Below are 25663 nucleotides of genomic sequence, written 5' to 3'. Positions count from 1 at the left end.
CGCCATGACTTACCACATCCGCGATGCGCTGCACGCCGATCTGCCGGCGATCCGCGACATCTACAACGATGCCGTGCTCAACACCACGGCGATCTGGAACGAACAAGCCGTAGACCTGGGCAACCGCCAGGCCTGGTTCAGCGCGCGGCAAGCCCAGGGCTATCCGATTCTGGTGATCGTCGACGGCGACGACAACGTACTCGGCTACGCTTCATTCGGTGACTGGCGGCCCTTCGACGGGTTCCGCCACACAGTCGAGCACTCGGTGTACGTGCGCAACGACCAGCGTGGCAATGGCCTCGGCCCGCAACTGATGGCAGCGCTGATCGAGCGCGCCAAAGGCTGCAACAAACACGTGATGGTCGCCGCCATCGAAAGCGGTAACGGCGCCTCGATCCGGCTGCACGATCGGGCCGGTTTTGTCGTCACCGGCCAAATGCCGCAGGTGGGTACCAAGTTCGGCCGCTGGCTGGACCTGACCTTCATGCAACTGATCCTCGACCCCGGCGCAATGCCACCCGGTTCCCACAAGGAGTGATGCCCCATGAACGCCGCCCAACTGCGACGCGTCAACGTTGAAAGCTTTGCGCACTATCGTCAGGGATTGATTGATCTGCTGCTCGACGCCGTCGGCTATGGCGCCAGCGTCGGGTTCATGGCGGATCTGGACGCCACCCAGGCCCGAGCCCATTTCGATGAAGTCCAGGACAATCTGAACAAAGGCAACGTGCTGCTGTGGGTGGTGGTCAAGGACGAACAGGTACAGGCCAGCGTGCAACTGAACCTGTGCCAGAAAGCCAATGGACTGAATCGCGCCGAAGTGCAGAAACTGCTGGTGCGTGAACACGCCCGTCGTCGCGGCCTGGGCCAGCAGTTGATGAATGCCCTTGAGCTTACGGCCCGCCAGCACAAGCGCGGCATGCTCTACCTCGACACCGAGGCCGGCTCCCCCGCCGAAGACTTCTACAAGGCCATGGGTTACACCCGTGCCGGCGAAATTCCGGACTACGCCTGTGACCCGAACGGGCGCTACAAACCGACCGCCCTCTACTACAAGATTCTCCAAGGAGCCCAGTGATGATTCCCGGTGAGTACCAGATCCAGCCCGGCGACATCGAGCTTAACGCGGGCCGACGCACTGTCAGCCTGAAGGTGGCCAACAGCGGCGACCGGCCGATCCAGGTCGGCTCGCATTATCACTTCTTCGAAACCAACGACGCGCTGACCTTCGACCGCGCCGCCAGCCGTGGCATGCGCCTGAACATCCCCGCCGGCACCGCCGTGCGCTTCGAACCGGGGCAGAGCCGCGAGGTCGAGCTGGTGGACTTGGCCGGGTATCGCCGGGTGTTCGGGTTTGCCGGCAGGATCATGGGCGACCTCGATTAAAGATCAAAAGATCGCAGCCTCGCTTCGCTCGACAGCTCCTACAGAAAAACGCGATAGACGGGGGAACACGATCCCCCTGTAGGAGCTGTCGAGCGGAGCGAGGCTGCGATAGCGAGCGACGCGAGCGGTCTAAAACCCAATTGAATCCCAAGGCAAGCGCATGAAAATCTCAAGACAAGCCTACGCCGACATGTTCGGCCCCACCGTCGGTGACAAGGTCCGCCTGGCCGACACCGAACTGTGGATCGAAGTGGAACAGGACTTCACCACCTACGGCGAAGAGGTGAAATTCGGCGGCGGCAAAGTCATTCGCGACGGCCAGGGCCAAAGCCAATTATTGGCACGCGATGTCGTCGACACCCTGATCACCAACGCGCTGATCATCGACCACTGGGGCATCGTCAAAGCCGACGTCGGCCTCAAGGACGGACGCATCGCGGCCATCGGCAAGGCCGGCAACCCGGACATCCAGCCCAACGTCACCATCGCGGTCGGCGCCAGCACCGAAGTGATTGCCGGTGAAGGCATGATCCTCACCGCCGGCGGCATCGACACCCACATCCACTTCATCTGCCCGCAGCAGATCGAAGAAGCGCTGATGAGCGGCGTCACCACCATGATCGGTGGCGGCACGGGACCTGCCACCGGCACCAACGCCACCACCTGCACTTCAGGGCCGTGGCACCTGGCGCGCATGCTCCAGGCCGCCGATGCGTTCCCGATGAACATCGGCCTCACCGGCAAGGGCAACGCCAGCCTGCCGGAACCTCTGATCGAGCAGGTCAAGGCCGGCGCCATCGGCCTCAAGCTGCACGAAGACTGGGGCACCACCCCGGCGAGCATCGACAATTGCCTGACCGTGGCTGACCAGTACGATGTGCAGGTGGCGATTCACACCGACACCCTCAACGAGTCCGGCTTCGTCGAAACCACCCTCGCCGCCTTCAAGGGCCGCACCATCCACACCTATCACACCGAAGGTGCCGGTGGAGGACATGCGCCGGACATCATCAAGGCCTGCGGTTTCGCCAACGTGCTGCCGAGCTCGACCAACCCGACCCGGCCGTTCACCCGCAACACCATCGACGAACACCTCGACATGTTGATGGTCTGCCACCACCTGGACCCGAGCATTGCTGAAGACGTGGCTTTCGCCGAAAGCCGCATACGCCGCGAGACGATTGCCGCAGAAGACATCCTGCATGACCTCGGCGCCTTCTCGATGATCAGCTCCGATAGCCAGGCCATGGGTCGCGTCGGCGAAGTCATCACGCGCACCTGGCAGACTGCCGACAAAATGAAAAAACAGCGCGGTCCGCTACCCCTGGACGGTGAAGGCAACGACAACTTCCGCGCCAAACGCTACATCGCCAAGTACACGATCAACCCGGCGATCACCCACGGCATCAGCCATGAAGTGGGCTCGATCGAAGTCGGCAAGTGGGCGGATCTGGTGCTCTGGCGCCCGGCATTTTTCGGGGTAAAGCCGACGTTGATCCTCAAGGGCGGTGCCATTGCGGCCAGCCTGATGGGCGACGCCAACGCGTCTATTCCAACGCCGCAACCGGTGCACTACCGCCCGATGTTCGCCAGTTACGGCGGCTCGTTGCACGCCACCAGCCTGACGTTTATCAGCCAGGCGGCACAGGAAGCCGGTTTGCCTGAAGCCCTGGGCCTGAAGAAGAAAATCGCCGTGGTCAAAGGCTGCCGCGATGTGCAGAAAACCGATTTGATTCACAACGATTATCTGCCGAACATTGACGTTGACCCGCAGACTTATCAGGTCAAGGCCGACGGTGTCTTGCTCTGGTGCGAGCCAGCGGATGTGTTGCCGATGGCTCAGCGTTACTTCCTGTTTTGAGATTCGGTCAGGCATAAACCCGGCGCGAGGGGTGTCATTCTTCGTGCCGGGTTAGCTGTTTCTCAGGTCAATCCGTTGCTGGTGCGTTCATAAAGGCGATGTCCACCCTTTGCAGTTTCGCCCGATCCATCGCCTGTTGGGTCAGGGTTTTAAGCAGCGTTTTCATCTCGATATCGATCAGGTTCAGCTCGGCCGCATAAGCCTCGTCAGTCATGACCTGTCCCGGGGCAATTTGGCTTTCCGGCTTACCCAACTCTGCGGCGAGTACCCTGAGCTCCTGCTTCAGATCGGCCTTTGCCTGCAACGAAAGGTCCGGTTCGGAGGTTCTCTTTTCAAGCGCCATGTAAAACTCCGTCGTTGCATCGATTCGGCGCCTGAAGACCTTGAAGGCGCTTCGATTCGAGCCCTGGAGGTAAGTTTCCCAGAACGGCTGTTCGATGATCGAATCACGCAATAAATCGCCGGCTTCCAGTTCTACGACCCGCCGATACGCACTCTCGATCATCTCGGGAGTCACACCGGTGTGCGTGCGAAATTGCAAATCACGGGACTGCCAGGGCAGGTCCAGTCGCTCCGCCAGATCCGTCATGTAAGCCAGGTGAACCTCGACCTCATCGATGCTTCCCGACACTTGACCTTCAGCATCGACATTTCTGAATTGCTCTCCGTTCGCCAATCGTTCAGCCACCACTTTGTGGGCGATCCGGCTCAACTCGTCCAGCCTTGATTTGCCTCTGGCCAGCTCCACCAACTCGCCTTCCACCAGGCTTGGGTTAGCCAATGCGTAGGCCTCATGGATCAGCACTTCCACGCCCATCGCATTGAACAACTGCGCACCGGCATCCACGCATCGGGCAACCTCGTCGCGGCCCATGACAAACAGATTGCGCCGCAGCTCGCTGTCCCTGGCCATGGCCTCCAACATTCGCCACAGCTTGCTCGTCACATCCGTCCGGAAGGCCTTGTCGTTCTTGAAGTGAACGGATCGGGTCAGTTTCCTGATCTGATTAAAAAAGGGCTCCGAGCCAAACTCATCCTCAACGCTGTTCCATACCTCTTGTCTGGCGACCCATTCGGGTCGCGTCAGGCCTTCCTCCCAATCCAGACTGTCGCGAACGCCACGGGGCGGATACGGGCGATCAGGGTCCATGCCGACAGACTGGATGTACTCTCTGAGCGTCTGCAGAGTGAAACGCGGCAACCATCGCTCATCGCGACTCAATAGTGTGCGAGCCAACAGCTCCGCTTCAACGGAGCCACGCCTGACCATGGGAATATAGGTCAGCTCGTTATGCCGCAAATCCAGGTAAAAGTGGCGATACCGCGGCTGGGAAAACAGCCCGTCAGGCCAGGTTCCAATACTGGTATCGGCAAGGAGCACGGTATGTAATCTGCGCATGCCGCCAATGTCCGGAACCTGCCGCAACGGGTTTCCTTGCAGGTCCAGGGTTTCCAGACGGGAAAGATTCCTCAGACCGGCGATCGACTGCTCATTCAACTCGATTCGATTGTTCCTGAGGCTTAACTCCATCAGCCCACGCGCTCGCCCCACCGCACGGGGAAGCTGTGTGAGCTGGTTGTCGTGCATGTCCAGCGAACACAAACGGGGAAAATGATCGAGAAAAGACACCTGTGCATCGGCAAACCCGGTCCCGGACACATGGAGTCTGGTGACGTGGGCAAAATTGCCTTCCAGGGCCGGCATCGTCTGCAGAAGGCGCCCCAGCGGCATGCCTTCGAGGTTGAGCACATAGCCTCGCGGATTGCCATGCGGATCCAGATCGCGGATCCCGGTTCGCTGCCAGCACTGGCGAATGGCTCTGTACAGCGTGTTTCTGGAGTGCCACTCAGCTCTCCCGGCCGAGCTGTACCTGAAGGCTTCGGTCGGCGAATCCAGCCAGCGCTGGAAATTGGCGTTGAGGCGATTGAATTCGGCTTCAAGTGCACTTGCTCGCTGCTCTGGGTGGCCGCCCTGACCGCCGGCATCCAGATAAGTCTGAGCTTCGGCCTCCGTCCAACCCGGGCGCACACTCCTGACCCGCTCCTGTGGTGTCAGTCGCCCGGTGAGTCGCTGAATGCCTGAAGAAGCTTGCATACCACCGCGCAGCTTCATCGTCTCGGGATCGTAGGTGGGCTTGCGCAAAGGATTTTCCACCAGCATCAGACGTAGCTTGTCACGCGCCAATGGTGCATTTTGAACGGTGCGTTTGAGCATCGCGCCCTGGTTGATCTCATAGCCCAGTGCTCTGCGCTCCGCGTCAGGCAGGGCATGCAATACCGAAGAAAACAGGTCATCGGCTCCGTGCAGATGCTGATCATCGGCATCGCGCGCCTCATACCCTTCGTCCGTGCTGACCAGCACTTTGCGCACCGGCGCGTCTTCAGGGCCAACACTGTCGCGCAGACGGCCAGTCAGCGAATGTTCGCGAATTTCGATGCGCACATCACCCGGCCAGTTCGGCAAGGTTTCCAGGGTGTGTAGTGCCAGCCTCTCTGTGTCCAGTGCATGCAGTGAATCAAGGAAAAGCCCTTCATAGGCACGCGCCAGACGCAACTCCAGCAAAGCGGCTCGCACCTGTTGCCGCAGGTGCAACCCAATGCGCTTGTGCTCGGCAAGCGCCTTCAAGTCAGCGGGTTCAGCTGTGCTCAGCAGTTCCTCGGCCATGCGGGTGGGCAATTGGGCATAGGCGTCCTGAAGCACCAACGCGCCGACATTGCTTGAGCGTGGCAGGCCATTTGCGGGCAGCTTTCCCGTGTCCGCCCATGTTTTGAACCGGTTGATCTCATCGATCAGCAACGCTGGCGGCGCTTCGTTTTCGACATGCAGCCGACGCAATATCGCTTCTTCAACACCACTGGCAATACGGATGTGTTCAAGCATCGCATCATCGAACGCATCGACGATTGTCCCCAAACGTCGCATGAGCTGGGCCTTGGTCCATTCAACGGGACGGTCGAACTCGGCATGCCAGGTACCGGCATTGTTGTGCTCGAGTTTTGGCTTGTAGGCCGTCGGCCGGCCGGGATGCTGGATTCGCGATTGACCCGTCTGCGGATCGTCTTGTACGGCGAAATATTTGCCGTCGCGCGACAGAAACTCCTGACCGTCATGCCGATGCAGGCCTCGCTCGTTAAGCGTTGAATCCGGGGCCAAATCGACCTGACGCTCGTAAGGGCTCAAGTCAGGATTCCACAAACGGGTCTTGCCGTCGTCAAGCACGACCGGCTTCAACTGGTCGATAAACGTCGAAGGCTTGATCGCTGCCGCCGCGCCCGTCGGTAGAACATGCCCTGCCCCCATGATTGCCAGCTGGGCAGCATTGATCAGGACACCGCTCAGCAGTGCCGCCGCTTCATCCTTGTCTCCCTTGCTCCAGTCCTCGATGCCCTCCATGGTTTCGAGCACCATTTGCCCGACCATGATGCCCAGCATGGCTTCTCCCAAACCCGGTACCAGCATCGCGCCGAAGTTGAATACGTTCCAGCCGATACTCGCGTAACTGTTCAGTCGCGCCCAACGGGCGTTGGCATCTTCGTCGTCAGTGGGAACGGCAATGTGTCGCGCATCCGCGATGGCCTTGTCACGCCGCCATCGACCGAGCGCAGACCAAAGCAAACCGTCAATCACGTTGGTGATCGGCTCCGCATCGGGATTCTCCACCGCCGTCTCCCGCCACCACGGCCCCATGTTCAAAGGTTCACGCTGTTGCCAGGTGAAGGTGGTAAAGCGTTCTCTGATGCGAGTGAAAAACCTGCCCTTGTCTTTTTGCGGCACGAACCGGCTGAAGAATTGTTGATAGTCCGAGGAGCGCAGCTGACTCGTCAGCTCCTTCATGAAATCAGTGAAGGAGCCGTACTCTTTCAAGGGATGATCAGGGTCATCGGGCACATAGGCAATCAGGGGGCCCTCAAGCCGACTTTGCTTATAAACATCTTCCCTTCGCAGCATTTCCTCGACAACGCCGCTAGGGCCATTGGCAAAAAATGCCTTGAGTAGTTTGAACTGGTCAAACTCTTGCCCAGGCAAAATTGCCAATCGCTGCGACCACTCCATCATTGCTCGCTGATGTACCGGGACCAGATTGTCGTAAAGTTTTTTTATTTGCGTTGGATCAGCCACGGCACTGAACAGCACAATACCGGTCAACTTCACACCCATCAGTGTCAAGCGATGAGACTGTAAAGGGTGATGCCCCATCAAGACAGTTGCCTGGTTATCCCGCAGTTGCTTTAGTTTTCCGTATGCATAAGAAGTGACATCGCCCTTCAAGTACGCAATTAATGCCGATTCACTGAACGCGGCCTTTTCGGTCCCGATGAAGTGCTGCTCAAGGGATGCCTTCGCATCAGCCCGGGCCGGGTCCAGCAACCCGGTAATGTGCCGCTGATACTGCGCACCGAGATCCAGCTCTCGACAAAGGCTCGCAAAACTTTCGACGGTCAACGGATGGCGCTTCAGCGCACCTTCGGCATCGGTAACGAAAATGCCGGAGCCGTCGCGAAAGGCGCCTGCACGGGTGTCAGCGTCCTCGAAGTTGTGCAGCGCGGCCTCCATCAGGGTGGACTGCCTGAGCCGGCTGGCTTGGGTATCGATGCCAAAACCCAGCGGGGCTGGAATATAAAGCCGTACTGTAGTTGCCTGGACATCCAGTTCCAGGTTCCGTTTTTCTTTCAGCGCTTGAATGAGCAAGGGTTCAGCGAATGCATTGATGTCCTCTTGTAAATCCCCCAAGACGTCATCGAGGTTGTCTTGCAATCGCCAGCGCTCACTGATGAGTTCCTGGAGATACTGACGGTCGATAGCGCTGGCCTTGACGTACCACTCGGGAAAGTCGGGTGGCTGAATTGCATTTGATACAAGTTTTGATACCGATGCTTTATTTATTAACGCCGGAACTTTGGTTGCAAGATAATTCAGATAAATGTTTTCGCTGACAGCGAAAGCTGGAGAAGCGTCCGAAACAGATCCTTCTGATATTTCATTCATTACGCATGTATCCCTATGCGATCAACAGAACACCAAGCTTATTCAATAGCGGCAAAAACAAAAGCTCAAATAGTTGTTGGAAAACAGCGACAAAACAAACAACACCACTCAACTTGAGAATCTAAAAAATAAATAAATACCACCCGCAAAATTCGCAAGCCTGATCCGCCTTGCCAGCGGTAGTTTTTACCCGCCGGCAAAGGGGCTAAGATGCCAAGAGTTTCCAGTCAGGTACCGGCCATGCGCTTATCCGAATTCATCAGGCAACACGTGGACCGTATCGTCGATGAATGGGAACAGTTCGCCAGAACGATCGCCCCGGCGGCCGAGTACATGGATCAAGCAGCCTTGCGCGACCACGCCAAGGCGATTCTGCTGGCTGCCGCGCGAGACATGTCCACTGCACAGACTGCCAGCGAACAACAGGCCAAAGCCAAGGGCGAAGGCCCTGAGAAGACCCCGAGCCTGGACAAGGCCGGCGCCAGCCATGGCGAGCTGCGCCATACCGTGGGTTTCGACCTGGTGCAGATGACCAGCGAATTTCGCCATTTGCGTGCCTGCGTGATCCGCCTGTGGGTCAACAGCCTGGACGCCCCCGAAATCGCCTATTTCCAGGACATGATCCGTTTCAACGAGGCCATCGACGAAGCCCTGGCCGAATCCACCGAGGCTTATGCCGAGCAGGTCAATCGCTCCCGGGACATCTTTTTGGCAATCCTCGGCCATGACCTGCGCGCACCGCTGCAAGCAGTGAGCATGTCCACGGAAATGCTGCTGCGCAAAGCCGCTCTCGAAGGCGATGCGCTGACGTGCGCAATCCATATCCAGCGTGGCGCGCGGCACATGGCGGTGATGGTCAGCGATTTGCTGGAGCTGGTCCGCAGTCGCCTGGGCAAGCGCCTGCCGATTGAACCGGCGCCCATGGACCTGGCCGAGACGGCGCGCGAAGCGATTGCCCAAGCCTGCGCGGCTCATCCGCAATGCGATCCGACACTGAGCGTCGAAGGTGATACCCAGGGTGTATGGGATGGCCGAAGGCTCGCTCAAATGCTGCAGAACCTGATCGGCAATGCGTTGCAACACGGTTCGAACCACTGCGCGGTCAAACTGACCCTCAGGGGTGAAACGGACAACATTCGCCTCACCGTGCACAACGACGGTACGCCGATTCCACCCGAGGCAATCGGCACCATCTTCGATCCGTTGGTACGCAGTGCCGACGAAGAACTCGGCGCGCCGAGCACCAGCCTTGGTCTGGGATTGTTCATCGTCAAGGAAGTGGTTGATGCCCATCAAGGGACGATCGAGGTCAGTTCCAGCGCCGAGCAGGGCACGCTGTTTAGCGTGGTGTTGCCCAGGAAGGTGTGACGCCTTGGGACCGCTGTGGCGAGGGGGCTTGCCCCCGTTCGGCTGCGCAGCAGTCGTAAAATCGACGCATGCGGTCAGTCTGAAAAACCGCGATGACCGGATTTGGGGTCGCTACGCAACCCAACGGGGTGGTGCGGCGTTCCGACAAGCCCCCTCGCCACAGGTTTAGTGTTTACAGCTATTCGATCACCAAGCGCCCCAACCGCTGCTTGAGCATGCGGTTCTCGGCCCGAAGTTGCTGGACCTCGTCAAGCAGGTCCAGCGCCAGGGCGACGCCTTCCCATTCCAGCTCCAGCTCGCGCCGCAGCTTGGCGGCACGCTTGGCCAAGGTCAGTTCATAGTCGGTGAAACGCCAATCCTTGGGCACAGCCCCCTGCGGTTCGAGGATGCCGTGTTCAACGATCTCGATCACATGCACGTCCGACAATTCGGTCGCCTCGCAGAATTCTGCCAGGTCCAATTGAACGATCACGGGGTCGCTCATGATTGGGCTCCTCCTTATCTCGGAATCAAAAATTCTCTCGCGGATCAAAAGCAGCTTTCTTCGCCAACTCCTCCCACAACGCCTTGACGTCATGGTCGAGTTTTTTCGGCATCACCGCCTTGAGCTGCACGAACAGGTAGCCGCGGTGGCCGGCCTTGTGCAGCAGGCCGTGGCCCTTGGCGCGCATGCGCTGGCCATTCTGGCTGCCGGCCGGCACCTTGAGGTTGATCTTGCCGGTCAGGGTCGGCACCGCGACTTCGGTCCCCAGCGCCAGTTCCCACGGCGCCAGCGGCAAGGTGATGATCAGGTTCTCGCCTTCGACATCGAATTTGGGGTGCGGCGCAAAACGAATGGTCAGGTACAGGTCGCCATTGACCCCGCCACCGATACCCGGCGCGCCCTGGCCCTTGAGGCGAATGCGCTCGCCGTCGGTCACGCCGGCCGGGATCTTCACGTTCAGGCTTTTGCTGGTGTTGCTGACATGCTGGCCGGCAGCGTTGTACTGCGGCACCTGAAAGCTGACCTTCTTCGATTCGGTCGACAGGGTTTCTTCCAGAAAAACCGGTAATTCCATTTCCACGTCTTGCCCTCGACGCCCGGTACTGCGACGCGACTGTCCACCACCACCAAAACCAGGCCCACGGTTGCCGAAGATCGAACTGAAGAAGTCCGAGAAATCGCCCGTGTCCTGACCACCGCCACCGAAACCACCACGACTCTGCCAACCCGGCGGGCCCTGGAACGGCTGGCCATGGTGACCGTATTTGCGCAAGTCGTCGTATTCGGCGCGCTTGTCGGCGCTTTTCAGCGCTTCATAGGCTTCGGACGCGTCCTTGAACTTGGCCTCGGCGTCTTTTTCCTTGCTGACATCGGGGTGGTATTTGCGCGCCAGCTTTCGATAGGCGGCCTTGATCGCCTTATCGTCCGCGGTCGGCTCCACACCGAGAATCTTGTAATAGTCTTTGAAGTCCATCGAGGGAATCACCATCCATTATCGAAATCGCGCCGCTCGGTACAGCATGCTCTGGTTTACAGCGTTTGAATTGATCAATCTCAATTTGTGACCGGGCAGCGCATCAGTAGTTTATCGGCAGCCAGGCGCAGTTCTTGCTGTCGCCCAAGGATTGCCAAACCTATGCAGGGAAGTTTGGGGGTGATGGACCATCTTTCAAGCGCAGATCAATGTGATTTAACAGATAGTCGGCCTTCGAATCTGCGCCGCACTGACATACACTGCGCGGCCGTTTTTTAACCGGAACTTGAAAGACATGAAAAACGCATCTCCAGCCCGTGCCTGTGGTATCGACTTCGGCACGTCCAACTCCACCGTCGGCTGGCTGCGCCCCGGCATGGAAACGCTGATCGCGCTGGAGGACGACAAGATAACCCTGCCCTCGGTGGTCTTCTTCAATATGGAAGAACGCCGCCCGGTGTACGGCCGGCTGGCGCTGCACGAGTACCTGGAAGGTTACGAAGGCCGGCTGATGCGCTCGCTCAAGAGCCTGCTGGGTTCCAAGCTGATCAAGCACGACACCAGCGTCCTCGGCACGGCGATGCCGTTCAAGGACCTGCTCGGGCTGTTCATCGGCCAGTTGAAGAAGCGCGCCGAAACCGCCGCCGGTCGGGAGTTCGAGGAAGTGGTGCTGGGCCGTCCGGTGTTTTTCGTCGATGACGACGAGGTGGCCGACCAGGAAGCCGAGAACACCCTGGTGGACGTGGCCCGCGCCATCGGCTTCAAGGACGTCTCGTTCCAGTACGAGCCGATCGCCGCGGCGTTCGACTACGAGTCGACCATCGAAAAGGAAGAGCTGGTACTGATCGTCGACATCGGCGGCGGTACGTCGGACTTCTCCCTGGTGCGCCTGTCCCCTGAGCGACGCGGGCACGACAACCGTCACGACGACATCCTCGCCACTGGCGGCGTGCACATCGGCGGGACCGATTTCGACAAGCAGCTGAGCCTGCAAGGCCTGATGCCGCTGTTCGGCTACGGCAGCCGCATGAAGAGCGGCGCCTACATGCCCACCAGCCATCACATGAACCTGGCGACCTGGCACACCATCAACTCGGTGTACTCGCAGAAATCGACCCTGGCCCTGGGCAGCATGCGTTACGACATCGAAGACACCGGCGGCATCGATCGCCTGTTCAAGCTGATCGACCAGCGCGCCGGGCACTGGCTGGCGATGGAAGTGGAAGAGACCAAGATCCAGCTGACCCACGCCGACAGCCGTCATGTGCCGCTGGATCGCATCGAGTCCGGTTTGAGTGTGGAACTGACTCGTGCGCTGTTCGAATCAGCCATCGACAATTTGCTGGAGCGGGTGCGCAACAGCGTGACCCAGCTGCTGAACGACGCCAATGTGCGGGTCGATCAGGTGGATACGGTGTTCTTCACTGGCGGTTCGAGCGGGATTCCGGCGCTGCGCAACAGCGTCTCGGCGATGTTGCCGAACGCGCAGCATGTGGAAGGCAACATCTTCGGCAGCATTGGCAGCGGGTTGGCGATCGAGGCGGCCAAGCGTTACGGCCCGATGGATTGACCTGAAACCCAGTGGCGAGGGGGCTTGCCCCCGTTGGACTGCGCAGCAGTCCCTTCTTTTGGAGATAAGGGGGGCCGCTTCGCGACCCAACGGGGGCAAGCCCCCTCGCCACAGTAGATCAACACAGGATCAAACCATCCCCACCTGCTTCAACTCACTCTTCAGGTACGCGTAATAAATCGGCCCCGCCACCACCCCCGGCAGGCCGAACGCGGCTTCGAACACTAGCATCGCCAGCAGCAACTCCCACGACTTGGCACTGATCTGCCCGCCTACGATGCGCGCGTTGAGGAAGTATTCGAGCTTGTGGATAAAGATCAGATACCCCAGTGCCGCCACCGCCACCCAGATCGACAGCGACAAGCCGACGATGGTGATCAACGTGTTCGACATCAGGTTGCCGATCACCGGCAACAAGCCGAGCAGGAAGGTCAGCACGATCAGGGTTTTGGTCAGCGGCAGCTTGATCCCGAACATCGGCAGGACCACCGCGAGGAAAATCCCGGTGAAAAAGGTGTTGAGCAGGGAAATCTTGATCTGCGCGAAGACGATGTTGCGAAACGCCTGGACCAACAGATGCAAGCGGTCGAACAGCGCCGCAGCCAAGGGCTTGCGCTTGGTCAGGTCCGGCACGCGCTGCAAGGCGATGATCGCCCCCAGCACCATGCCGATCAGCAGCGTCACGAACATGTGCGCCGCGTCCTTGCCCACCAGTTGCAAGTCGCTGAGGTGCTTGCTAACCCACTCGCCGATGGCCACACGAAACTCGGCGGCACTGGCCGGCAAATAAGCGTCGATGAACGGCGGCAGCTGCCCGCGTGCGCGGTCGACCACACCCATGAATTTGTCGAGGGAAGCACCGGGGTTTTCCGCCTCGTGCAGCAGGAAACTGATCGCACCGGCAAAGATCAGCGCCAGCACACTGACCACCAAAGTCCCCAGTAACGCCACCGCCAGCCAGCGCGCGCGGCGGCCTTCGATCAGCCGTTGCAATTGCGGCGTGAGCATGTTGACCAGTTCAAACACCAACAACCCGGCCAGCAGGCTGGGCAGCAATCGCAGAGGGATCACCAGCAGCAAACCGCCAAAAATGATGACCCAACTGATGAGCAACAAGACCTGACGCTGAGAAAACGCTGACATACAGCCTCAAAACGAACGACGTAAAAGGATTGGCAGTCTGCCAGCGTTCCGGCGCCGAAGCGAGCGGATGACCCACAAGCGGCGTCGCCCCGAAAAGTTCGCAGCCTGCGGCAGCACCCACAGGCGCGTAGGAACTGCCGCAGGCTCGGGCCGCGTTCGGACGATCTTTTGATTTTTTACTTTTTCTTCAGGCACTCGCTCATGAACGCTTTGCGCGCATCGCCCTTGAGGGCCTTGGTGGCGGCATCGGCGTTGCAGGTTTTCATTTTTTCTTGCTGAGGAGTCAGGGGTTTGGCGACATCGGCGGCCGGCGCGGCTTTGAGGCAGGTGCTCATGAAGGCTTTGCGCTCATCGCCTTTAAGGCTCTTGGCGGTAGCGTCGGCATTGCAAGTGGTCATCTTGTTCTGTTGGGCAGTGGCAGCAAAACCCTGAGAGCAGAGCAGCAGACCGATCATCAACAACGGGGCACGCAACATCTTCATGGAGTTTTCTCCTTGTTACCGCACCGATGGGTACGGCCTCGCTCTGGAGTGTAGACAAAGCCTGTTACACGTTCACCTGCTATCAAGGTGGCTGCGCCGATACTGTTCCGGCGTGCACCCGGCCTGGCGCTGAAACATCGCGATAAACGCCGAGCCAGTGCTGTAACCCATGTCGAAGGCGATTTCCTGAATGCTGCGATGGCTGTCCAGCGCTTCGATCGCCGCCAGAAACCGCAACCGTTGCCGCCATTCACCGAAACTCATGCCCAATTCGCGAACAAACTGCCGGGCCAACGTGCGTTCGCTGACGTGAATCTGCCCGGCCCAATACGCCAACGGCCGGTTATCCCCAGGCTCGGTCTGCAAGGCTTCCAGAATGCCAAGTAACCCGGGGCTGCTGGCGTAGGGCAAATAGCACTCATGCATTGGCGCCTGTTGCAGTTGGTCCACCAGCACTTGAGCCAGACGCTGATCCGCGTCGTGCTCGGGAATTTTCACATCGCGGGCGGCGAAGTCTTTCAGGATCGCCTTGAGGATGTCGCTGATCGCCAGGGTGCAGGCCTGTTGCGGTAGATTGCGGCACAACGTCGGCGCGAGGCAGACCGCGCGATAGTTGATCGGCTGATGGCTATAGAAACTGTGTTCGGTCCCGGGCGGCACCCACACCGCGTATTGCGGCGGTGACATGAAGCGGCTGCCGTCGACATCCATGTGCAACACGCCATGGGCCGCGTACTCCAGCGTGCCCCACGGATGCCGGTGAGGCGCAGCGTATTCGTGGGCGTTGAAGTCGGCATAGCGGAAATACACCGCCGACGGCAGTTCGCTGAAATCCAACAGGTCGATGTGTTTACTGTTCATGCTGTCCGGAATCAGGGGCAGGTTGTCTGGATCGCAGTATAGGCTTGTATCCAGACAGGCGGATAATTGCCCCTCATTAACGTTCTGGCTTTTTCCCGATGCAATACGCTTATCCCCTGCTGGCCATTTTCATTTGGGCTGGCAACACCGTGATCAACAAACTCGCGGTGGGCGCAATCTTCCCCGCCGAAATCGGCTTCTACCGCTGGCTGCTGGCCGGGATTCTGTTCACGCCTTTCATGCTTAAGCCGGTGATCGCCCATTGGCCGGTAATACGTCCAAACCTGGGGAGGATCTTCATCCTCGGCGTACTCGGCATGGCGGTTTATCAGAGCCTGGCCTATTTCGCTGCAACACTGACGTCGGCCACCAACATGGGGATCATTCTGTCGCTGATGCCGTTGATGTCGCTGGCCATGGCGATAGTCAGCCTCGGCCAACGCCTGACCGCCGGAGCCCTGGCCGGTGCGGTATTGTCGTTTGCCGGTGTTCTGGTGGTGGTGTCGTCCGGCAGCCTTGGCGCGTTGCTGGAGCACGGGGTGAACCTGGGCGACGCGATGATGCTGATCGCCACGCTGGCGTATGCGGTTTACAGCACCTTGCTGAAAAAATGGCAACTGCGCTTGCCGCCGCTGGTGTTGCTGTATTTGCAGGTGCTGGTGGCGGTGGTGGTGCTGTTTCCGCTGTTCCTCGCCTCACCGAAAATCGGTCCGACCCTGCATAACATTCCGCTGGTGCTTTACGCCTGTCTGCTGGCCTCGATGCTTGCGCCACTGGCGTGGATGCAGGCCGTGGTGCGCCTGGGCCCGAGCCGGACCACGCTGTTTTTCAACCTGCTGCCGTTGATCACCGCGCTGATTGCGGCGGTGGTGCTGCATGAGCAGTTGGCGTTGTATCACCTGGTGGGTGGGGTGCTGACGTTGGGTGGGGTGATTTTGTCGGAGCGCTGGACCACCACGTTGGGCCGCGCATAACCCTTTGTAACGAGGGAGCTTGCTCCCGCTCGAGCGCAAGGCGGTCGCATTCTGGGGGCTGCTTCGCCGCCCAACGGGAGCAAGCTCCCTCGCCACAGGGGTTAAACGCCTGCCGCCTTCAACCGCGCGGCATGCTCGACAAACAACCGCACCGGCTCCGCCCCTTTGCCCACCAGCCCCAGGGATTGGTTGACGATATCGAAGTGATCCATTGGGTATTGGTCGCCAATCACCGTCCCGAGATGCGAGCTGTAGCGCCCGACCATCCCGTCGCAATGCCCCGCTTCACGCACGAAGGTTCTGGCAAACAACCGGCAACTGCGGTTAGTGCCGTCGAACAGGTTGCACCCGCGATCGGTCTTGCCCGGCTGCAAAGTCCCGGACCAGGAGTAATAGCGCACGCCATTGACCACTTCCGGACCATGCCCACCCCAGGTGTCAGGCAGCCCCTGTGGATAACGCTGATTGAACAGCGCCACGCCGGCCGTGGTCAGCGATTGATGCGAAGCCGGGATATCCACCGGCAGTCGCGGCCCGCGATAACCGGTTTCCAGCAGGCACATCAACGCGCTGATCAGCCACAGTAGAAAGCTGAGCAGTCGGCCCCTGGCGCTGTTGGCCGGATAGTGATCGTGCAGGTAGTCCACCAACTCCGAACCGTGATTGGGCCCGGCCACCGAGGTCACCGACGCCACCTGGTCCGGGCGTTTTGCGGCAGCGTAACGAGCGGTGAGCGAGCCCTGGCTATGGCCGATCAGGTTGACCTTCTCGGCCCCGGTGTCGCGCAAAATTTCCTCGATCCGCGCCAGCAATTGCTCACCGCGCACCTCGGTTGAATTGAGCGGCGAGACCTGCACCGCGATCACAGTCGCCCCGTCCCGGCGTAATGCCGAAATGATCCCGAACCAGTACGGATAGAGCAGCAGACGGATAAACCCGAGCATCCCCGGAACCAGCACCAACGGGTAACGCGTGGCGGAGCCTTGCGACATGGATGAACATCCTTGTGGTCGGTGAGATGAAGCAAGGCTGGATGCAAGGCCTCAGCCAAGCATCGCCACCCAAGATGACAACTCGACGACCAGTCTATGACATCCACCCTACTTCAACCCCACCACGCCCGCCACAATCAGCCCGACCGACACCAGCTTGAGCGCCGTCAGGCTTTCGCCCAGTAGCGCAAAGCCAAGAAACACCGTGCCCAGTGAACCGATAGCGGTCCAGATCGGGTAGGCGATGCTCACCGGCAATTCGCGCATGGCCAGGGTCAGGAAGTAAATCCCGCCCACCGCGGCCACCACGGTGATCACCGAAGGCCAGAGCCGGGTAAAACCTTCGGCGTACTTCATGCCCATGGCGAAGGTGACTTCAAACCCGGCGGCGATCAGCAAGAACAGCCAGGCCATCTAGAACGCCCTGGCCAGCGCCAGCAAGCGCTGTTCGGCCTCGGCCACGGATACCTGGAAGGTGCGCTCGGCCGACTCTTCGCCCTCGGCGGCGACAACCGTGACGTCAGTGATGCCGATGAACCCCAGTGCCGTGCGCAGCAACGGGTCGGCATGGTTCATCGCTTCAAGCTCACCACCCGGCCCGAAACCAAACCCGCCGCGACTGGTAATGATCAACGCCTTCTTGCCCCGCACCAGCGGCTCGTACTGCGCGATGCCGTTGTCCAGGGTGTGATTGAACGTCAGCCCGAGCCGCACAATCTGGTCGATCCAGGCCTTGAGGCCGCTGGGCACGCTGAAGTTGTACATCGGCGTGGAAATCACCAGCAGATCATGGCCGAGCAACTCACCCACCAACTCATCGCTGAGTGCCAGGTCGGCCTGCATCGACAGCGGTCGCGCTTGAGGCTCCGGATGAAAAGCAGCCGCTACGAAGGCTTCGTTGACGGCCGGGATCAACGCCCGGCCGACTTCACGGCGGGTCAATTGCGACTGCGGGTTACGGACCTGCCAGGCTGAAAGAAACACCTCGGCCAACCGCCGCGAATGAGAGCGTTCGCCACGGGGGCTAGCGTGAATGGCAAGAATTGTGCTCATCTGAATCTCCTTGAGGGCTAAACTGAAACGGCTTGTGGCTGCAGCTTGAAGCGCACAGCCGCCTGCCTTCAAATGAGCAAAAATCAGTCTGGATGAATCTATTTCATCCATGGAGTTTTAAATGTTTGCCTCGTTGCCATTGACCGCCCTGCGGGCTTTCGAATCCGCCTCGCGCCTGCTGAGTTTCAAGGCTGCCGCCGAAGAGCTGTCTGTGACGCCTACGGCGGTTTCCCACCAGATCCGCTCCCTGGAAAACTGGCTCGGCGTGCCGCTGTTCGAACGACTGCCCCGGCAGGTGCGCCTCACCGAGTGCGGCGAACGGCTGTTCCGTAGCCTGCATGGCGCCCTGCTGGAGGTGGCGCAAAGCGTCGATACCTTGCGCCCGCAACGCAGCGGCACGAGCCTGACGATCTCCACCACCGCCGCTTTCGCCGCCCTCTGGCTGGTGCCTCGGCTGGGACGGTTTTATGCCCGGCACCCGAACATCAACGTGCGGCTGGACACTCACTGCGAAGTCATCGATTTGCATCAGGACGCCAGTGTCGATCTGGTGCTGCGTTACAGCCAAGACGACTACCCGAACCTGTATGGGTTGTGCCTGTTCGACGAATCCTTCGGGGTTTATGGCTCGCCTGAACAAGTGGCCCTGGCGACCCGTCGGGTACCCACCCTGATCAGCGTGCAGTGGCAAAACTCCAAACTGTATGCCCACGGCTGGGAAGCCTGGTGCGCGCAATCCGGCGAAACCTGGCTGACCGGACAGCCAGCGGTGCGTGAATACGACGAAGAACATTACGCCCTGCAAGCCGCCGTCGCCGGGCAAGGTCTGGTGCTGGCGAGCAATATTCTGGTGTCGGAGAGTGTGGCCAGCGGCTTATTGCTGCCTTACCGGGGTGAGATTCAGGTCGACGGGGCCGGATATAGCGCACTGTGCGTACCAGGGCGCGAACGGCATCCGCCGGTGCGGGCGTTTTTTGTGTGGTTGCAGGAGGAGGCTCGATTGTCTGGCCTATTGCCAAGATCGAAGCCAGCGGCAGCTCCTGCAGGGGAACGCGCTCCAATGTAGCTGCCGCTGGCTGCGATCTTTTGATCTACCGGGTGGGCTTGACCGTCACCGGCGCCTTGCCCGCCTTCATCTGCTCCAGCAACGGCGCACATTGATTCGGCTCGCCAGCGCTCGGCGCGATCAGCGCCAGCAAACCCGCCGCCGGCGCGGCAATCACCCCCAGCGCCACCATCCCGGCCCCGCGCAGCATCAGCGGCACCGCTTTCACCCCCGCATCCGGCTTGATGAACTTGCCCCGCACATACAGTGGCGAACGCAGCGAAATCAAGCGCCAGCCCTTGGATTCCGGGCTGATGGTCAGGTCCAGTTGCTCGGTCGCCATGTTCGCAGTGCCATCGATGTAGACAATCGCGTTCTCGGTATCGAAGACGAACAACTGCGTGGTCGCCAGACCGCTCTTGATGTCGAAATTGGCCGCCGCGCAGTTGATCTTCACTTCCTTGTCGCCAAAGATTTTCCCGACCACATAGTTGCCGACATTGAGCCCGGCCAGCTCCATCAGCTCGCGACTGATGGCGCCATCATTGATCAACATCTTCAAATTGCCGTCGGCAGTGCCCAGCAGCTTGGCCACCGAGTTGCCACGACCGGTAAGGTCGGCGTCGCCATTGAGCTCACCGAAACTGGTTTTCATCCGTTCAATGGACGGGAACAACTGTTTGAGCTTGAACTTGCGCGCGGTCAGTTTGGCCCGGCCTTCCAATGGTTCGGCGCGCCCGTTCAGGCGAATCTGCGCATCCAGATTGCCGCCAGCCACGCCGAAACGCAGGGGCTCGAGGCTGAGCACGCCATCGGTGAGCACCAAATGAGTGTAGAGGTCGTTGAACGGCAGTTTTTCGCTGTGGACGATGCGCTTGCCAGTGAACTCGACGTCAGCGTCCATGTCGCGCCAGCGCTCGGTCTTGAATTCCTCGACCGGCAGTATCTTGTCCGCCGGCTGCTTGCTTTCACCGCCGCGGGCCTTTTGCTTGGCATTGGAGTCGGCGCCGATCAGTGGGGCCAGGTCGGCAAACAACAGTTGATTGGACTCCACCGCCCCGCTGAGCTTGGGCCGCGGTTGGCTCGCGACATAAGCCAGGTTGCCATGGATGTCGCTCTCGCCAATCTTGCCGTTGAAGTCCTCATAGCGGTAAACCGCCCCGCCCGACTCATGCAACTTGGCAGTCAAATGCCCATCCGTGGCGTACGGCGGGGTATCCGGCAGGGGCACGCCGATCAGCGGATAGAGCTTGCCCAGGCTGGCACCGGCCAGTTTCAGGCGCAGATCCAGGGCGCCGAGATTCAATGGATCGGTAAGCGTACCGGCCAGTTCGACGCTGGTGTCGGCAATCTTGATTTGCGCATGAAGCGGGAACGGCTTGGCGGCATCCTGTAAGGCCAGCAGACCGCCGATCTTGCCTTGGCCGGCGAGATTCTGGTCGTGGTATTGGCCTTTGACCTTCAACGCGAACGCGTAATCCTGCGGCGAACCGCCCTTCTCAAGCGCAGCTTTCGCCGCTTTGTCGCCGACGATGTCACTGAACGGAATCGGTTTGCCCAGCGGATCGATAAGCAAGTCGAGGCGGGTTTTCAGGCTCTGGTCGTCGAGCGTGACATGGCCCTTGTCGAAGCCGATGGCACCGATGTCCACCACCCAGTTAGAAGGCTCGGCATTCGGATCCTTGGGGTCGAACTTGAATGTCCAGTTGGCGCGGCCGTCGGCCAGACGCTGCAGGTCGGCATTGGGCTCGGTCAGGTCGATGCGCGGGATCGTCACCCGCTGTGTCAGCAAGGCCAGCGGCGAAATGCGCAGTTCGACGCGTTTGAGGGAGGCCATCTGCGGTTGCTTCGACCAGTCCGGGTTGCCCAGGCTCAGGTCCTCGGCCACCACGTGCGGCCACGGCACCCAGGCCCGCCAGCCGCCTTCGTCGGGCTCGCGCTGCCAGACCACCGCGAGGTTGCCATTGATGGCGAACGGACGATGCAGTTCTTCAGAGACTTTGGCGTTAAGGGGCGGTTTGATCCGGTTCCAATCGAAGAACGCGATGATCAGCACCAGGACGGCCAGCAGCACAACGAGGCTGGCGGAGGTCCAGGCAAGCATTTTACGAGTGCGCGTCATTGCACAGAGCTCCTGAATACGACTGAGCGCCCTGACAGCGACGCACTGATGAAACGTTAGGCCAGAACCGGCCTGCCATGAAATCTAGGACTGGGAAATGGCGCGCAGGTTTAACCGAATAGGGACTTAACACTCAAATAATCGGCCGGAGACACCCTGCTCCCTCATCCGGTGTTACCGCACCCGCACTTTTGCGAGGCGAGAGCGGGTCGAAAATACCCACCTCAGTGCAAAAAAGCTCGCCGGAAACGCCCGTTCTAGAGCGCTGCGGCCGAACAATCAATTCTGTTGATTATTACCATTGCGTTTATGAACTTTTGTATCGACTTATCGAGAGTAGCATTGACCTCGTACCCACTTTATCGCCCTCCCAAGGAGCAACCCATCATGAAACGCGAATTACTGCTTAGCCTGACCCTCTCAATGTTAGCCAGCACCGCTTTTGCTCTGCCGGCTGCCGATCAGGCCACTCCACAAGTCAAAGACAGCCACTCGGTGTTCAGCCAGACCGTTGCCGATGGTGCCAACGGTAACGAGCGCCTGAAAGAAAAAGGCCTGATCACCCAGGATGGCTCGGATCGCACTCCACAGGGCCAAACCCTGGCCGCTGACGGTACTGACCGCACTCCACAAGGCCAAACCCTGGCGGCTGACGGTACCGACCGTACCCCACAAGGCCAAACCCTGGCTGCTGACGGTACCGATCGCACTCCACAAGGCCAAACCCTCGCTGCTGACGGTACTGACCGCACTCCACAAGGCCAAACCCTGGCTGCTGACGGTGCCGACCGTACCCCACAAGGTCAAACCCTGGCCGCTGACGGTACCGATCGCACTCCACAAGGCCAAACCCTTGCTGAAGGTGGTGGTGACCGTGTGATCGAACGCAACAGCGCTGTGAGCTAAGCCCATGGCGGCCTGGAAAAAAAGCCCAATCCCCGGATTGGGCTTTTGACTTTATAGAAGCTGCATTTCCCCCGCGTGATCCCCCGACAGTCCGTTCGACGCCAGCGAAGCCGATTTGCTAGAGTGCGCCGCTGTCCCTGTCCAGAAAACACCCTTGCGATGCTGCCCCGCGCCGAACAGAAACAACAGACCCGCAACGCCCTGATGGACGCTGCCCGCCACCTGATGGAAAGCGGCCGAGGATTCGGCAGCTTGAGCCTGCGCGAAGTGACGCGAACCGCCGGGATCGTGCCCACTGGTTTCTACCGGCACTTCGCCGACATGGACGAATTGGGCCTGGCGCTGGTGTGCGAAGTCGGCCAGACCTTCCGCGAAACCATCCGCCTGGTGCGCCATAACGAGTTCGTCATGGGCGGTATCATCGATGCCTCGGTGCGGATCTTTCTCGACGTGGTCACGGCCAATCGCTCGCAGTTCCTGTTTCTTGCCCGCGAGCAGTACGGTGGCTCGCTACCAGTGCGCCTGGCCATCGGTCGCTTGCGCGAAGGTATCAGCTCAGACCTGGCAGCCGATTTGTCACTGATGCCCAAACTGCAGCATCTGGACATCGCCGGCCTGAGCGTCATGGCCGATCTGATCGTCAAAAGCGTGTTCGCGACCCTGCCGGACATCATCGATCCGCCGGCCGAAGCATTGCCCGAGCACCTGACACCACAGGCGAAAATCACCCAGCAGTTGCGGTTTATCTTTATCGGGCTGAAGCATTGGCAGGGACTCGGCAGTACCGAGTAACCCGTTAGAAAAAGATCGCAGCCTTCGGCAGAAGGCTGCGATTTTTTTGTGCGCTGCAAATTGGTGCGTAAACACCCGTCACGCACCAACTTCAATCAAAGTCCTGCAACATTGTGAGCCTCCCCCGTCGCTCTGACAGGCATTTCCTACCTCCCCCCCGATTGGCAAGCCCCTTGCTCTAGCCTGAACATTGTTCATTGCTGGAAGCCTTCCGATGCTGGTGATTCATCGCAGAATCGACCCTCAACCCGTCTGGGCCGCCGAGTTGCACCTGACCTTCGAAGCCAGGAGCAAAAGTCGCTTGCGCTGTTTCAGTGCCGAGGGTGAGGACGTCGGCTTGTTTCTGGAGCGCGGCCAGCCGCCGTTGTATGACGGCGAATGCCTGCAAGCCGAAGACGGGCGCATCGTTCGCGTCTGCGCTCGCCCCGAACAACTGCTGCACGTCACCTGTGCCAATGCGTTCGAACTGACCCGCGCCGCCTATCACCTGGGCAATCGACACGTGGCCCTGCAAGTCGGCGACGGCTGGTTGCGCCTGCTCGACGATTACGTGCTCAAGGCCATGCTCGAACAGCTTGGCGCCAAGGCCGAGAACATCGAAGCGCAGTTCCAGCCGGAACACGGTGCCTACGGTGGTGGCCATCACCACTCGCGCCACGGTGACGAGGACTTCAACTACCCGCCGAAACTGCACCAGTTCGGCGTGCGTTTATGAACCCGGCCTGGGCGCTGCTGCGCCTGGCCAGCCCGCAGCTGCCGATCGGCGGCTACAGCTATTCCCAGGGCCTGGAAATGGCGGTGGATAACGGCCGGGTCAATGATCCCGACAGCGCGCGACGCTGGATCAGTGATCAGTTGCTGTTGAACCTGGCGCGTTTCGAAGCGCCACTGTTGCTCGCCCATTGCACCGCTGCCGCCGAAGAAAACTGGGGCCTATTGCTGCAACGCTGCGAAGAGCATCGCGCCAGCCGCGAAACCCGCGAGCTGCATCAGGAGAGCCGGCAGATGGGCTATTCGCTGCAGCAACTGCTCAACGGATTGCCGGAACTGGATGCACCAGCCCGTGCCTTTCTCGAGCAACGCCCCGAACCGCACCTGGCTCTCGGCTGGGCGCTGGCGGCTCGCGCCTGGAACATCAGCCCGCAAGATGCGCTGGCCGCCTGGCTCTGGAGCTGGCTCGAAAACCAACTGGCGGTGTTGATGAAAACCCTGCCGTTGGGCCAGCAAGCCGCACAACGCCTGACCAGCGAACTGCTGCCGTTGCTGCAACAGGCGCAGCAAGACGCTACCCGAATCAATCCCGAACACGTTGGCAGCGCCGCTTTCGGCCTGTCCCTGGCGTGCATGGCCCATGAGCGCCAGTACAGCCGTCTGTTCCGTTCCTAGGGCCTTTTAGTTTGGAGAATCACATGAACACACAACCCCTGCGCGTCGGCATCGGCGGCCCGGTCGGCTCCGGCAAAACCGCCTTGACCCTGGCCCTGTGCCTGGCCCTGCGCGAGCGCTACAACCTGGCCGTCGTGACCAATGACATCTATACCCGCGAAGACGCTGACTTTCTGGTGCGCAACGAAGCCTTGGCGCCGGAGCGGATCATCGGCGTGGAAACCGGCGGCTGCCCGCACACGGCGATCCGCGAAGACGCCTCGATCAACCTCGAAGCCGTGGACCAACTGAACCGTCGCTTTCCGGGGCTGGATCTGATCCTGGTGGAGTCCGGCGGCGACAACCTCTCGGCGACCTTCAGCCCGGAACTGTCCGACCTGACCATTTACGTGATCGATGTCTCCGCCGGCGACAAGCTGCCGCGCAAGGGTGGCCCCGGCATCTGTAAATCCGACCTGCTGGTGATCAACAAGATCGACTTGGCGCCGCTGGTAGGCGCCTCTCTGGAAATGATGAACAGCGACACCCAACGCATGCGCAACGGCAAGCCGTTTGTCTTCAGCAACCAGAAAACCGGCCAGGGCCTTGAAGAAATCATCGCCTTCATCGAACGCCAGGGCCTGCTGACTGCGGCCTGATCACACTTATCAACAAGGAAGCTTATCCATGACACTGAAACGCATTCTGGGCGCCATGGCCCTGCTGCTGACCCCAGCCATTGCCTTCGCCCACCCGGGCCATGGCGACAACGGCTTGATCGCCGGCATCAGCCACCCGATCGGCGGCCTCGATCACTTGCTGGCGATGGTTGCCGTGGGGTTGTGGGCGGCGCAGCAGAAAGGCGCTGCGCGCTGGGCCCTGCCGTGCACATTCGTGGGCACCATGTTGATCGGCGGCTTGCTGGGTTTTGAAGGGCTGAACCTGCCGGCGCTGGAGAGCGGGATTGCGGCATCGGTATTGGCGCTGGGCCTGGCGGTGGCGTTGGCAGTGCGTCCGCCGTTGAGCCTGGCGGTGGCGGCGACCGCGTTGTTCGCGCTGTTTCATGGCGTGGCGCATGGTCTGGAATTGCCGGACATGTCCAGTCCCTGGGCGTATGCCGCAGGGTTTGTGGCAGCGACAGCGGCGTTGCATGCCGCGGGTTATGCGGTGGTTCGCGTCTTGCCTCAGGCCGCGGCACCGTTGGTTCGGCTGGCGGGTGCAGCGTCGGCGGCAACCGGTGCCTGGTTGCTGGCGGGTTGATTCCCTAGCGTCTGAACTGGCCCCTTCGCGATCCGGTTT

General features: G+C 60.2%; 24 protein-coding genes. 14 read left to right on the top strand and 10 right to left on the bottom strand.

The features are described from left to right. Window positions 1-4 precede the first annotated feature (4 nt). From ACEN9A_RS02300 to ureC, 4 genes are all read left to right on the top strand, one after another. Window positions 5-538, top strand: coding sequence for a GNAT family N-acetyltransferase (locus ACEN9A_RS02300; protein ID WP_258672225.1), 534 nt, complete (start codon window positions 5-7; stop codon window positions 536-538). 6 nt (window positions 539-544) lie between these two features. Further along, window positions 545-1078 carry a GNAT family N-acetyltransferase gene (locus ACEN9A_RS02295; RefSeq protein WP_019650650.1) on the top strand — a complete coding sequence of 178 codons (534 nt, stop codon included), beginning with the start codon at window positions 545-547 and terminating at the stop codon, window positions 1076-1078. Continuing rightward, window positions 1078-1386, top strand: coding sequence for an urease subunit beta (locus tag ACEN9A_RS02290; RefSeq protein WP_258672224.1), 309 nt, complete (start codon window positions 1078-1080; stop codon window positions 1384-1386). The genes ACEN9A_RS02295 and ACEN9A_RS02290 overlap by 1 nt, the downstream gene beginning before the upstream one ends. 160 nt (window positions 1387-1546) lie before the next feature. Beyond that, entirely contained in the window at window positions 1547-3247 is a 1701-nt protein-coding gene (ureC, locus tag ACEN9A_RS02285; protein ID WP_258672223.1) for an urease subunit alpha, read from the top strand. Between the two features lie 67 nt (window positions 3248-3314). Here ureC and ACEN9A_RS02280 read toward each other — a convergent pair whose 3' ends face one another. Next, window positions 3315-8234 (bottom strand): NEL-type E3 ubiquitin ligase domain-containing protein, encoded by a 4920-nt coding sequence (locus ACEN9A_RS02280; protein ID WP_258672222.1) that lies wholly within the window; start codon window positions 8232-8234, stop codon window positions 3315-3317. Window positions 8235-8474: 240 nt separating this feature from the next. Between ACEN9A_RS02280 and ACEN9A_RS02275 the strand changes: the two genes are divergently transcribed. Next, on the top strand, window positions 8475-9602 hold the full coding sequence (locus ACEN9A_RS02275; RefSeq protein ID WP_019650654.1) for a sensor histidine kinase: 1128 nt from the start codon (window positions 8475-8477) through the stop codon (window positions 9600-9602). 178 nt (window positions 9603-9780) lie between these two features. On the opposite strand, the gene ACEN9A_RS02270 is transcribed toward ACEN9A_RS02275, so the two are convergent. Then, window positions 9781-10086, bottom strand: coding sequence for a chaperone modulator CbpM (locus tag ACEN9A_RS02270; RefSeq protein WP_019650655.1), 306 nt, complete (start codon window positions 10084-10086; stop codon window positions 9781-9783). 25 nt (window positions 10087-10111) lie between these two features. Further along, complete coding sequence (locus ACEN9A_RS02265) at window positions 10112-11059, bottom strand: DnaJ C-terminal domain-containing protein (protein ID WP_019650656.1); 948 nt, start codon at window positions 11057-11059, stop codon at window positions 10112-10114. 295 nt (window positions 11060-11354) lie between these two features. Between ACEN9A_RS02265 and ACEN9A_RS02260 the strand changes: the two genes are divergently transcribed. Next, window positions 11355-12629 carry an Hsp70 family protein gene (locus ACEN9A_RS02260; RefSeq protein ID WP_019650657.1) on the top strand — a complete coding sequence of 425 codons (1275 nt, stop codon included), beginning with the start codon at window positions 11355-11357 and terminating at the stop codon, window positions 12627-12629. Between the two features lie 129 nt (window positions 12630-12758). On the opposite strand, the gene ACEN9A_RS02255 is transcribed toward ACEN9A_RS02260, so the two are convergent. The 3 genes from ACEN9A_RS02255 to ACEN9A_RS02245 form a co-directional block, all read right to left on the bottom strand. Next, complete coding sequence (locus ACEN9A_RS02255; RefSeq protein WP_258672221.1) at window positions 12759-13772, bottom strand: AI-2E family transporter; 1014 nt, start codon at window positions 13770-13772, stop codon at window positions 12759-12761. A 176-nt stretch (window positions 13773-13948) separates the two neighbouring features. Further along, window positions 13949-14254, bottom strand: coding sequence for a PsiF family protein (locus tag ACEN9A_RS02250; protein WP_019650658.1), 306 nt, complete (start codon window positions 14252-14254; stop codon window positions 13949-13951). A gap of 72 nt (window positions 14255-14326) precedes the next feature. Next, a complete protein-coding gene (locus tag ACEN9A_RS02245) occupies window positions 14327-15115 on the bottom strand; it encodes an AraC family transcriptional regulator (RefSeq protein ID WP_258672220.1) in 789 nt (262 codons plus the stop codon). 98 nt (window positions 15116-15213) lie between these two features. On the opposite strand from ACEN9A_RS02245, the gene ACEN9A_RS02240 reads away from it, so the two are divergent. Next, the gene (locus ACEN9A_RS02240; RefSeq protein WP_018928463.1) at window positions 15214-16089 is read left to right on the top strand and encodes a DMT family transporter; all 876 of its coding nucleotides are present in this window, start codon (window positions 15214-15216) and stop codon (window positions 16087-16089) included. Between the two features lie 101 nt (window positions 16090-16190). Here ACEN9A_RS02240 and ACEN9A_RS02235 read toward each other — a convergent pair whose 3' ends face one another. The 3 genes from ACEN9A_RS02235 to ACEN9A_RS02225 form a co-directional block, all read right to left on the bottom strand. Next, on the bottom strand, window positions 16191-17081 hold the full coding sequence (locus tag ACEN9A_RS02235; protein WP_258672218.1) for an esterase/lipase family protein: 891 nt from the start codon (window positions 17079-17081) through the stop codon (window positions 16191-16193). A 108-nt stretch (window positions 17082-17189) separates the two neighbouring features. Next, on the bottom strand, window positions 17190-17495 hold the full coding sequence (locus ACEN9A_RS02230) for a DMT family transporter (RefSeq protein ID WP_007903452.1): 306 nt from the start codon (window positions 17493-17495) through the stop codon (window positions 17190-17192). Beyond that, complete coding sequence (locus ACEN9A_RS02225; protein ID WP_258672217.1) at window positions 17496-18134, bottom strand: FMN-dependent NADH-azoreductase; 639 nt, start codon at window positions 18132-18134, stop codon at window positions 17496-17498. Between the two features lie 121 nt (window positions 18135-18255). Here ACEN9A_RS02225 and ACEN9A_RS02220 point away from each other — a divergent pair, with 121 nt between their 5' ends. After that, complete coding sequence (locus ACEN9A_RS02220) at window positions 18256-19200, top strand: LysR substrate-binding domain-containing protein (RefSeq protein WP_258672215.1); 945 nt, start codon at window positions 18256-18258, stop codon at window positions 19198-19200. Between the two features lie 25 nt (window positions 19201-19225). Here ACEN9A_RS02220 and ACEN9A_RS02215 read toward each other — a convergent pair whose 3' ends face one another. Then, complete coding sequence (locus tag ACEN9A_RS02215; protein ID WP_258672214.1) at window positions 19226-21301, bottom strand: AsmA family protein; 2076 nt, start codon at window positions 21299-21301, stop codon at window positions 19226-19228. Between the two features lie 387 nt (window positions 21302-21688). Between ACEN9A_RS02215 and ACEN9A_RS02210 the strand changes: the two genes are divergently transcribed. The 6 genes from ACEN9A_RS02210 (at window position 21689) to ACEN9A_RS02185 (ending at window position 25624) form a co-directional block, all read left to right on the top strand. After that, the gene (locus ACEN9A_RS02210; RefSeq protein ID WP_086944068.1) at window positions 21689-22207 is read left to right on the top strand and encodes a hypothetical protein; all 519 of its coding nucleotides are present in this window, start codon (window positions 21689-21691) and stop codon (window positions 22205-22207) included. A 159-nt stretch (window positions 22208-22366) separates the two neighbouring features. Further along, a complete protein-coding gene (locus tag ACEN9A_RS02205) occupies window positions 22367-22999 on the top strand; it encodes a TetR family transcriptional regulator (RefSeq protein WP_019650666.1) in 633 nt (210 codons plus the stop codon). A gap of 214 nt (window positions 23000-23213) precedes the next feature. Continuing rightward, window positions 23214-23714: an urease accessory protein UreE gene (ureE, locus tag ACEN9A_RS02200; RefSeq protein WP_258672212.1), complete on the top strand. Its 501-nt coding sequence runs from the start codon at window positions 23214-23216 to the stop codon at window positions 23712-23714. Beyond that, window positions 23711-24385, top strand: a complete 675-nt coding sequence (locus tag ACEN9A_RS02195) for an urease accessory protein UreF (RefSeq protein ID WP_258672210.1) — start codon at window positions 23711-23713, stop codon at window positions 24383-24385. The genes ureE and ACEN9A_RS02195 overlap by 4 nt, the downstream gene beginning before the upstream one ends. 23 nt (window positions 24386-24408) lie before the next feature. Next, the gene (gene ureG / locus ACEN9A_RS02190) at window positions 24409-25023 is read left to right on the top strand and encodes an urease accessory protein UreG (RefSeq protein ID WP_008001031.1); all 615 of its coding nucleotides are present in this window, start codon (window positions 24409-24411) and stop codon (window positions 25021-25023) included. A 28-nt stretch (window positions 25024-25051) separates the two neighbouring features. After that, entirely contained in the window at window positions 25052-25624 is a 573-nt protein-coding gene (locus tag ACEN9A_RS02185) for a HupE/UreJ family protein (protein WP_258672209.1), read from the top strand. Window positions 25625-25663: the final 39 nt, after the last annotated feature.

The organism is Pseudomonas sp. Pseusp18 (assembly GCF_059506005.1).
Note: the sequence above shows the minus strand (reverse complement) of the source record. Positions and strands in the feature narration are given on the sequence as shown.

Bases quoted from the DNA above. Each gene is read 5' to 3' on its own strand.
- ACEN9A_RS02245 (WP_258672220.1), bottom strand. From the start codon at position 15,115: ATGAACAGTAAACACATCGACCTGTTGGATTTCAGCGAACTGCCGTCG.
- ACEN9A_RS02280 (WP_258672222.1), bottom strand. From the start codon at position 8,234: ATGAATGAAATATCAGAAGGATCTGTTTCGGACGCTTCTCCAGCTTTC.
- ureE (WP_258672212.1), top strand. From the start codon at position 23,214: ATGCTGGTGATTCATCGCAGAATCGACCCTCAACCCGTCTGGGCCGCC.
- ACEN9A_RS02215 (WP_258672214.1), bottom strand. From the start codon at position 21,301: ATGACGCGCACTCGTAAAATGCTTGCCTGGACCTCCGCCAGCCTCGTT.
- ACEN9A_RS02260 (WP_019650657.1), top strand. From the start codon at position 11,355: ATGAAAAACGCATCTCCAGCCCGTGCCTGTGGTATCGACTTCGGCACG.
- ACEN9A_RS02210 (WP_086944068.1), top strand. From the start codon at position 21,689: ATGAAACGCGAATTACTGCTTAGCCTGACCCTCTCAATGTTAGCCAGC.
- ACEN9A_RS02205 (WP_019650666.1), top strand. From the start codon at position 22,367: ATGCTGCCCCGCGCCGAACAGAAACAACAGACCCGCAACGCCCTGATG.
- ACEN9A_RS02230 (WP_007903452.1), bottom strand. From the start codon at position 17,495: ATGGCCTGGCTGTTCTTGCTGATCGCCGCCGGGTTTGAAGTCACCTTC.
- ureC (WP_258672223.1), top strand. From the start codon at position 1,547: ATGAAAATCTCAAGACAAGCCTACGCCGACATGTTCGGCCCCACCGTC.
- ACEN9A_RS02250 (WP_019650658.1), bottom strand. From the start codon at position 14,254: ATGAAGATGTTGCGTGCCCCGTTGTTGATGATCGGTCTGCTGCTCTGC.
- ACEN9A_RS02225 (WP_258672217.1), bottom strand. From the start codon at position 18,134: ATGAGCACAATTCTTGCCATTCACGCTAGCCCCCGTGGCGAACGCTCT.
- ACEN9A_RS02300 (WP_258672225.1), top strand. From the start codon at position 5: ATGACTTACCACATCCGCGATGCGCTGCACGCCGATCTGCCGGCGATC.
- ACEN9A_RS02220 (WP_258672215.1), top strand. From the start codon at position 18,256: ATGTTTGCCTCGTTGCCATTGACCGCCCTGCGGGCTTTCGAATCCGCC.
- ACEN9A_RS02265 (WP_019650656.1), bottom strand. From the start codon at position 11,059: ATGGACTTCAAAGACTATTACAAGATTCTCGGTGTGGAGCCGACCGCG.
- ACEN9A_RS02240 (WP_018928463.1), top strand. From the start codon at position 15,214: ATGCAATACGCTTATCCCCTGCTGGCCATTTTCATTTGGGCTGGCAAC.
- ACEN9A_RS02290 (WP_258672224.1), top strand. From the start codon at position 1,078: ATGATTCCCGGTGAGTACCAGATCCAGCCCGGCGACATCGAGCTTAAC.
- ACEN9A_RS02295 (WP_019650650.1), top strand. From the start codon at position 545: ATGAACGCCGCCCAACTGCGACGCGTCAACGTTGAAAGCTTTGCGCAC.
- ACEN9A_RS02255 (WP_258672221.1), bottom strand. From the start codon at position 13,772: ATGTCAGCGTTTTCTCAGCGTCAGGTCTTGTTGCTCATCAGTTGGGTC.
- ACEN9A_RS02185 (WP_258672209.1), top strand. From the start codon at position 25,052: ATGACACTGAAACGCATTCTGGGCGCCATGGCCCTGCTGCTGACCCCA.
- ACEN9A_RS02270 (WP_019650655.1), bottom strand. From the start codon at position 10,086: ATGAGCGACCCCGTGATCGTTCAATTGGACCTGGCAGAATTCTGCGAG.
- ACEN9A_RS02275 (WP_019650654.1), top strand. From the start codon at position 8,475: ATGCGCTTATCCGAATTCATCAGGCAACACGTGGACCGTATCGTCGAT.
- ureG (WP_008001031.1), top strand. From the start codon at position 24,409: ATGAACACACAACCCCTGCGCGTCGGCATCGGCGGCCCGGTCGGCTCC.
- ACEN9A_RS02195 (WP_258672210.1), top strand. From the start codon at position 23,711: ATGAACCCGGCCTGGGCGCTGCTGCGCCTGGCCAGCCCGCAGCTGCCG.
- ACEN9A_RS02235 (WP_258672218.1), bottom strand. From the start codon at position 17,081: ATGTCGCAAGGCTCCGCCACGCGTTACCCGTTGGTGCTGGTTCCGGGG.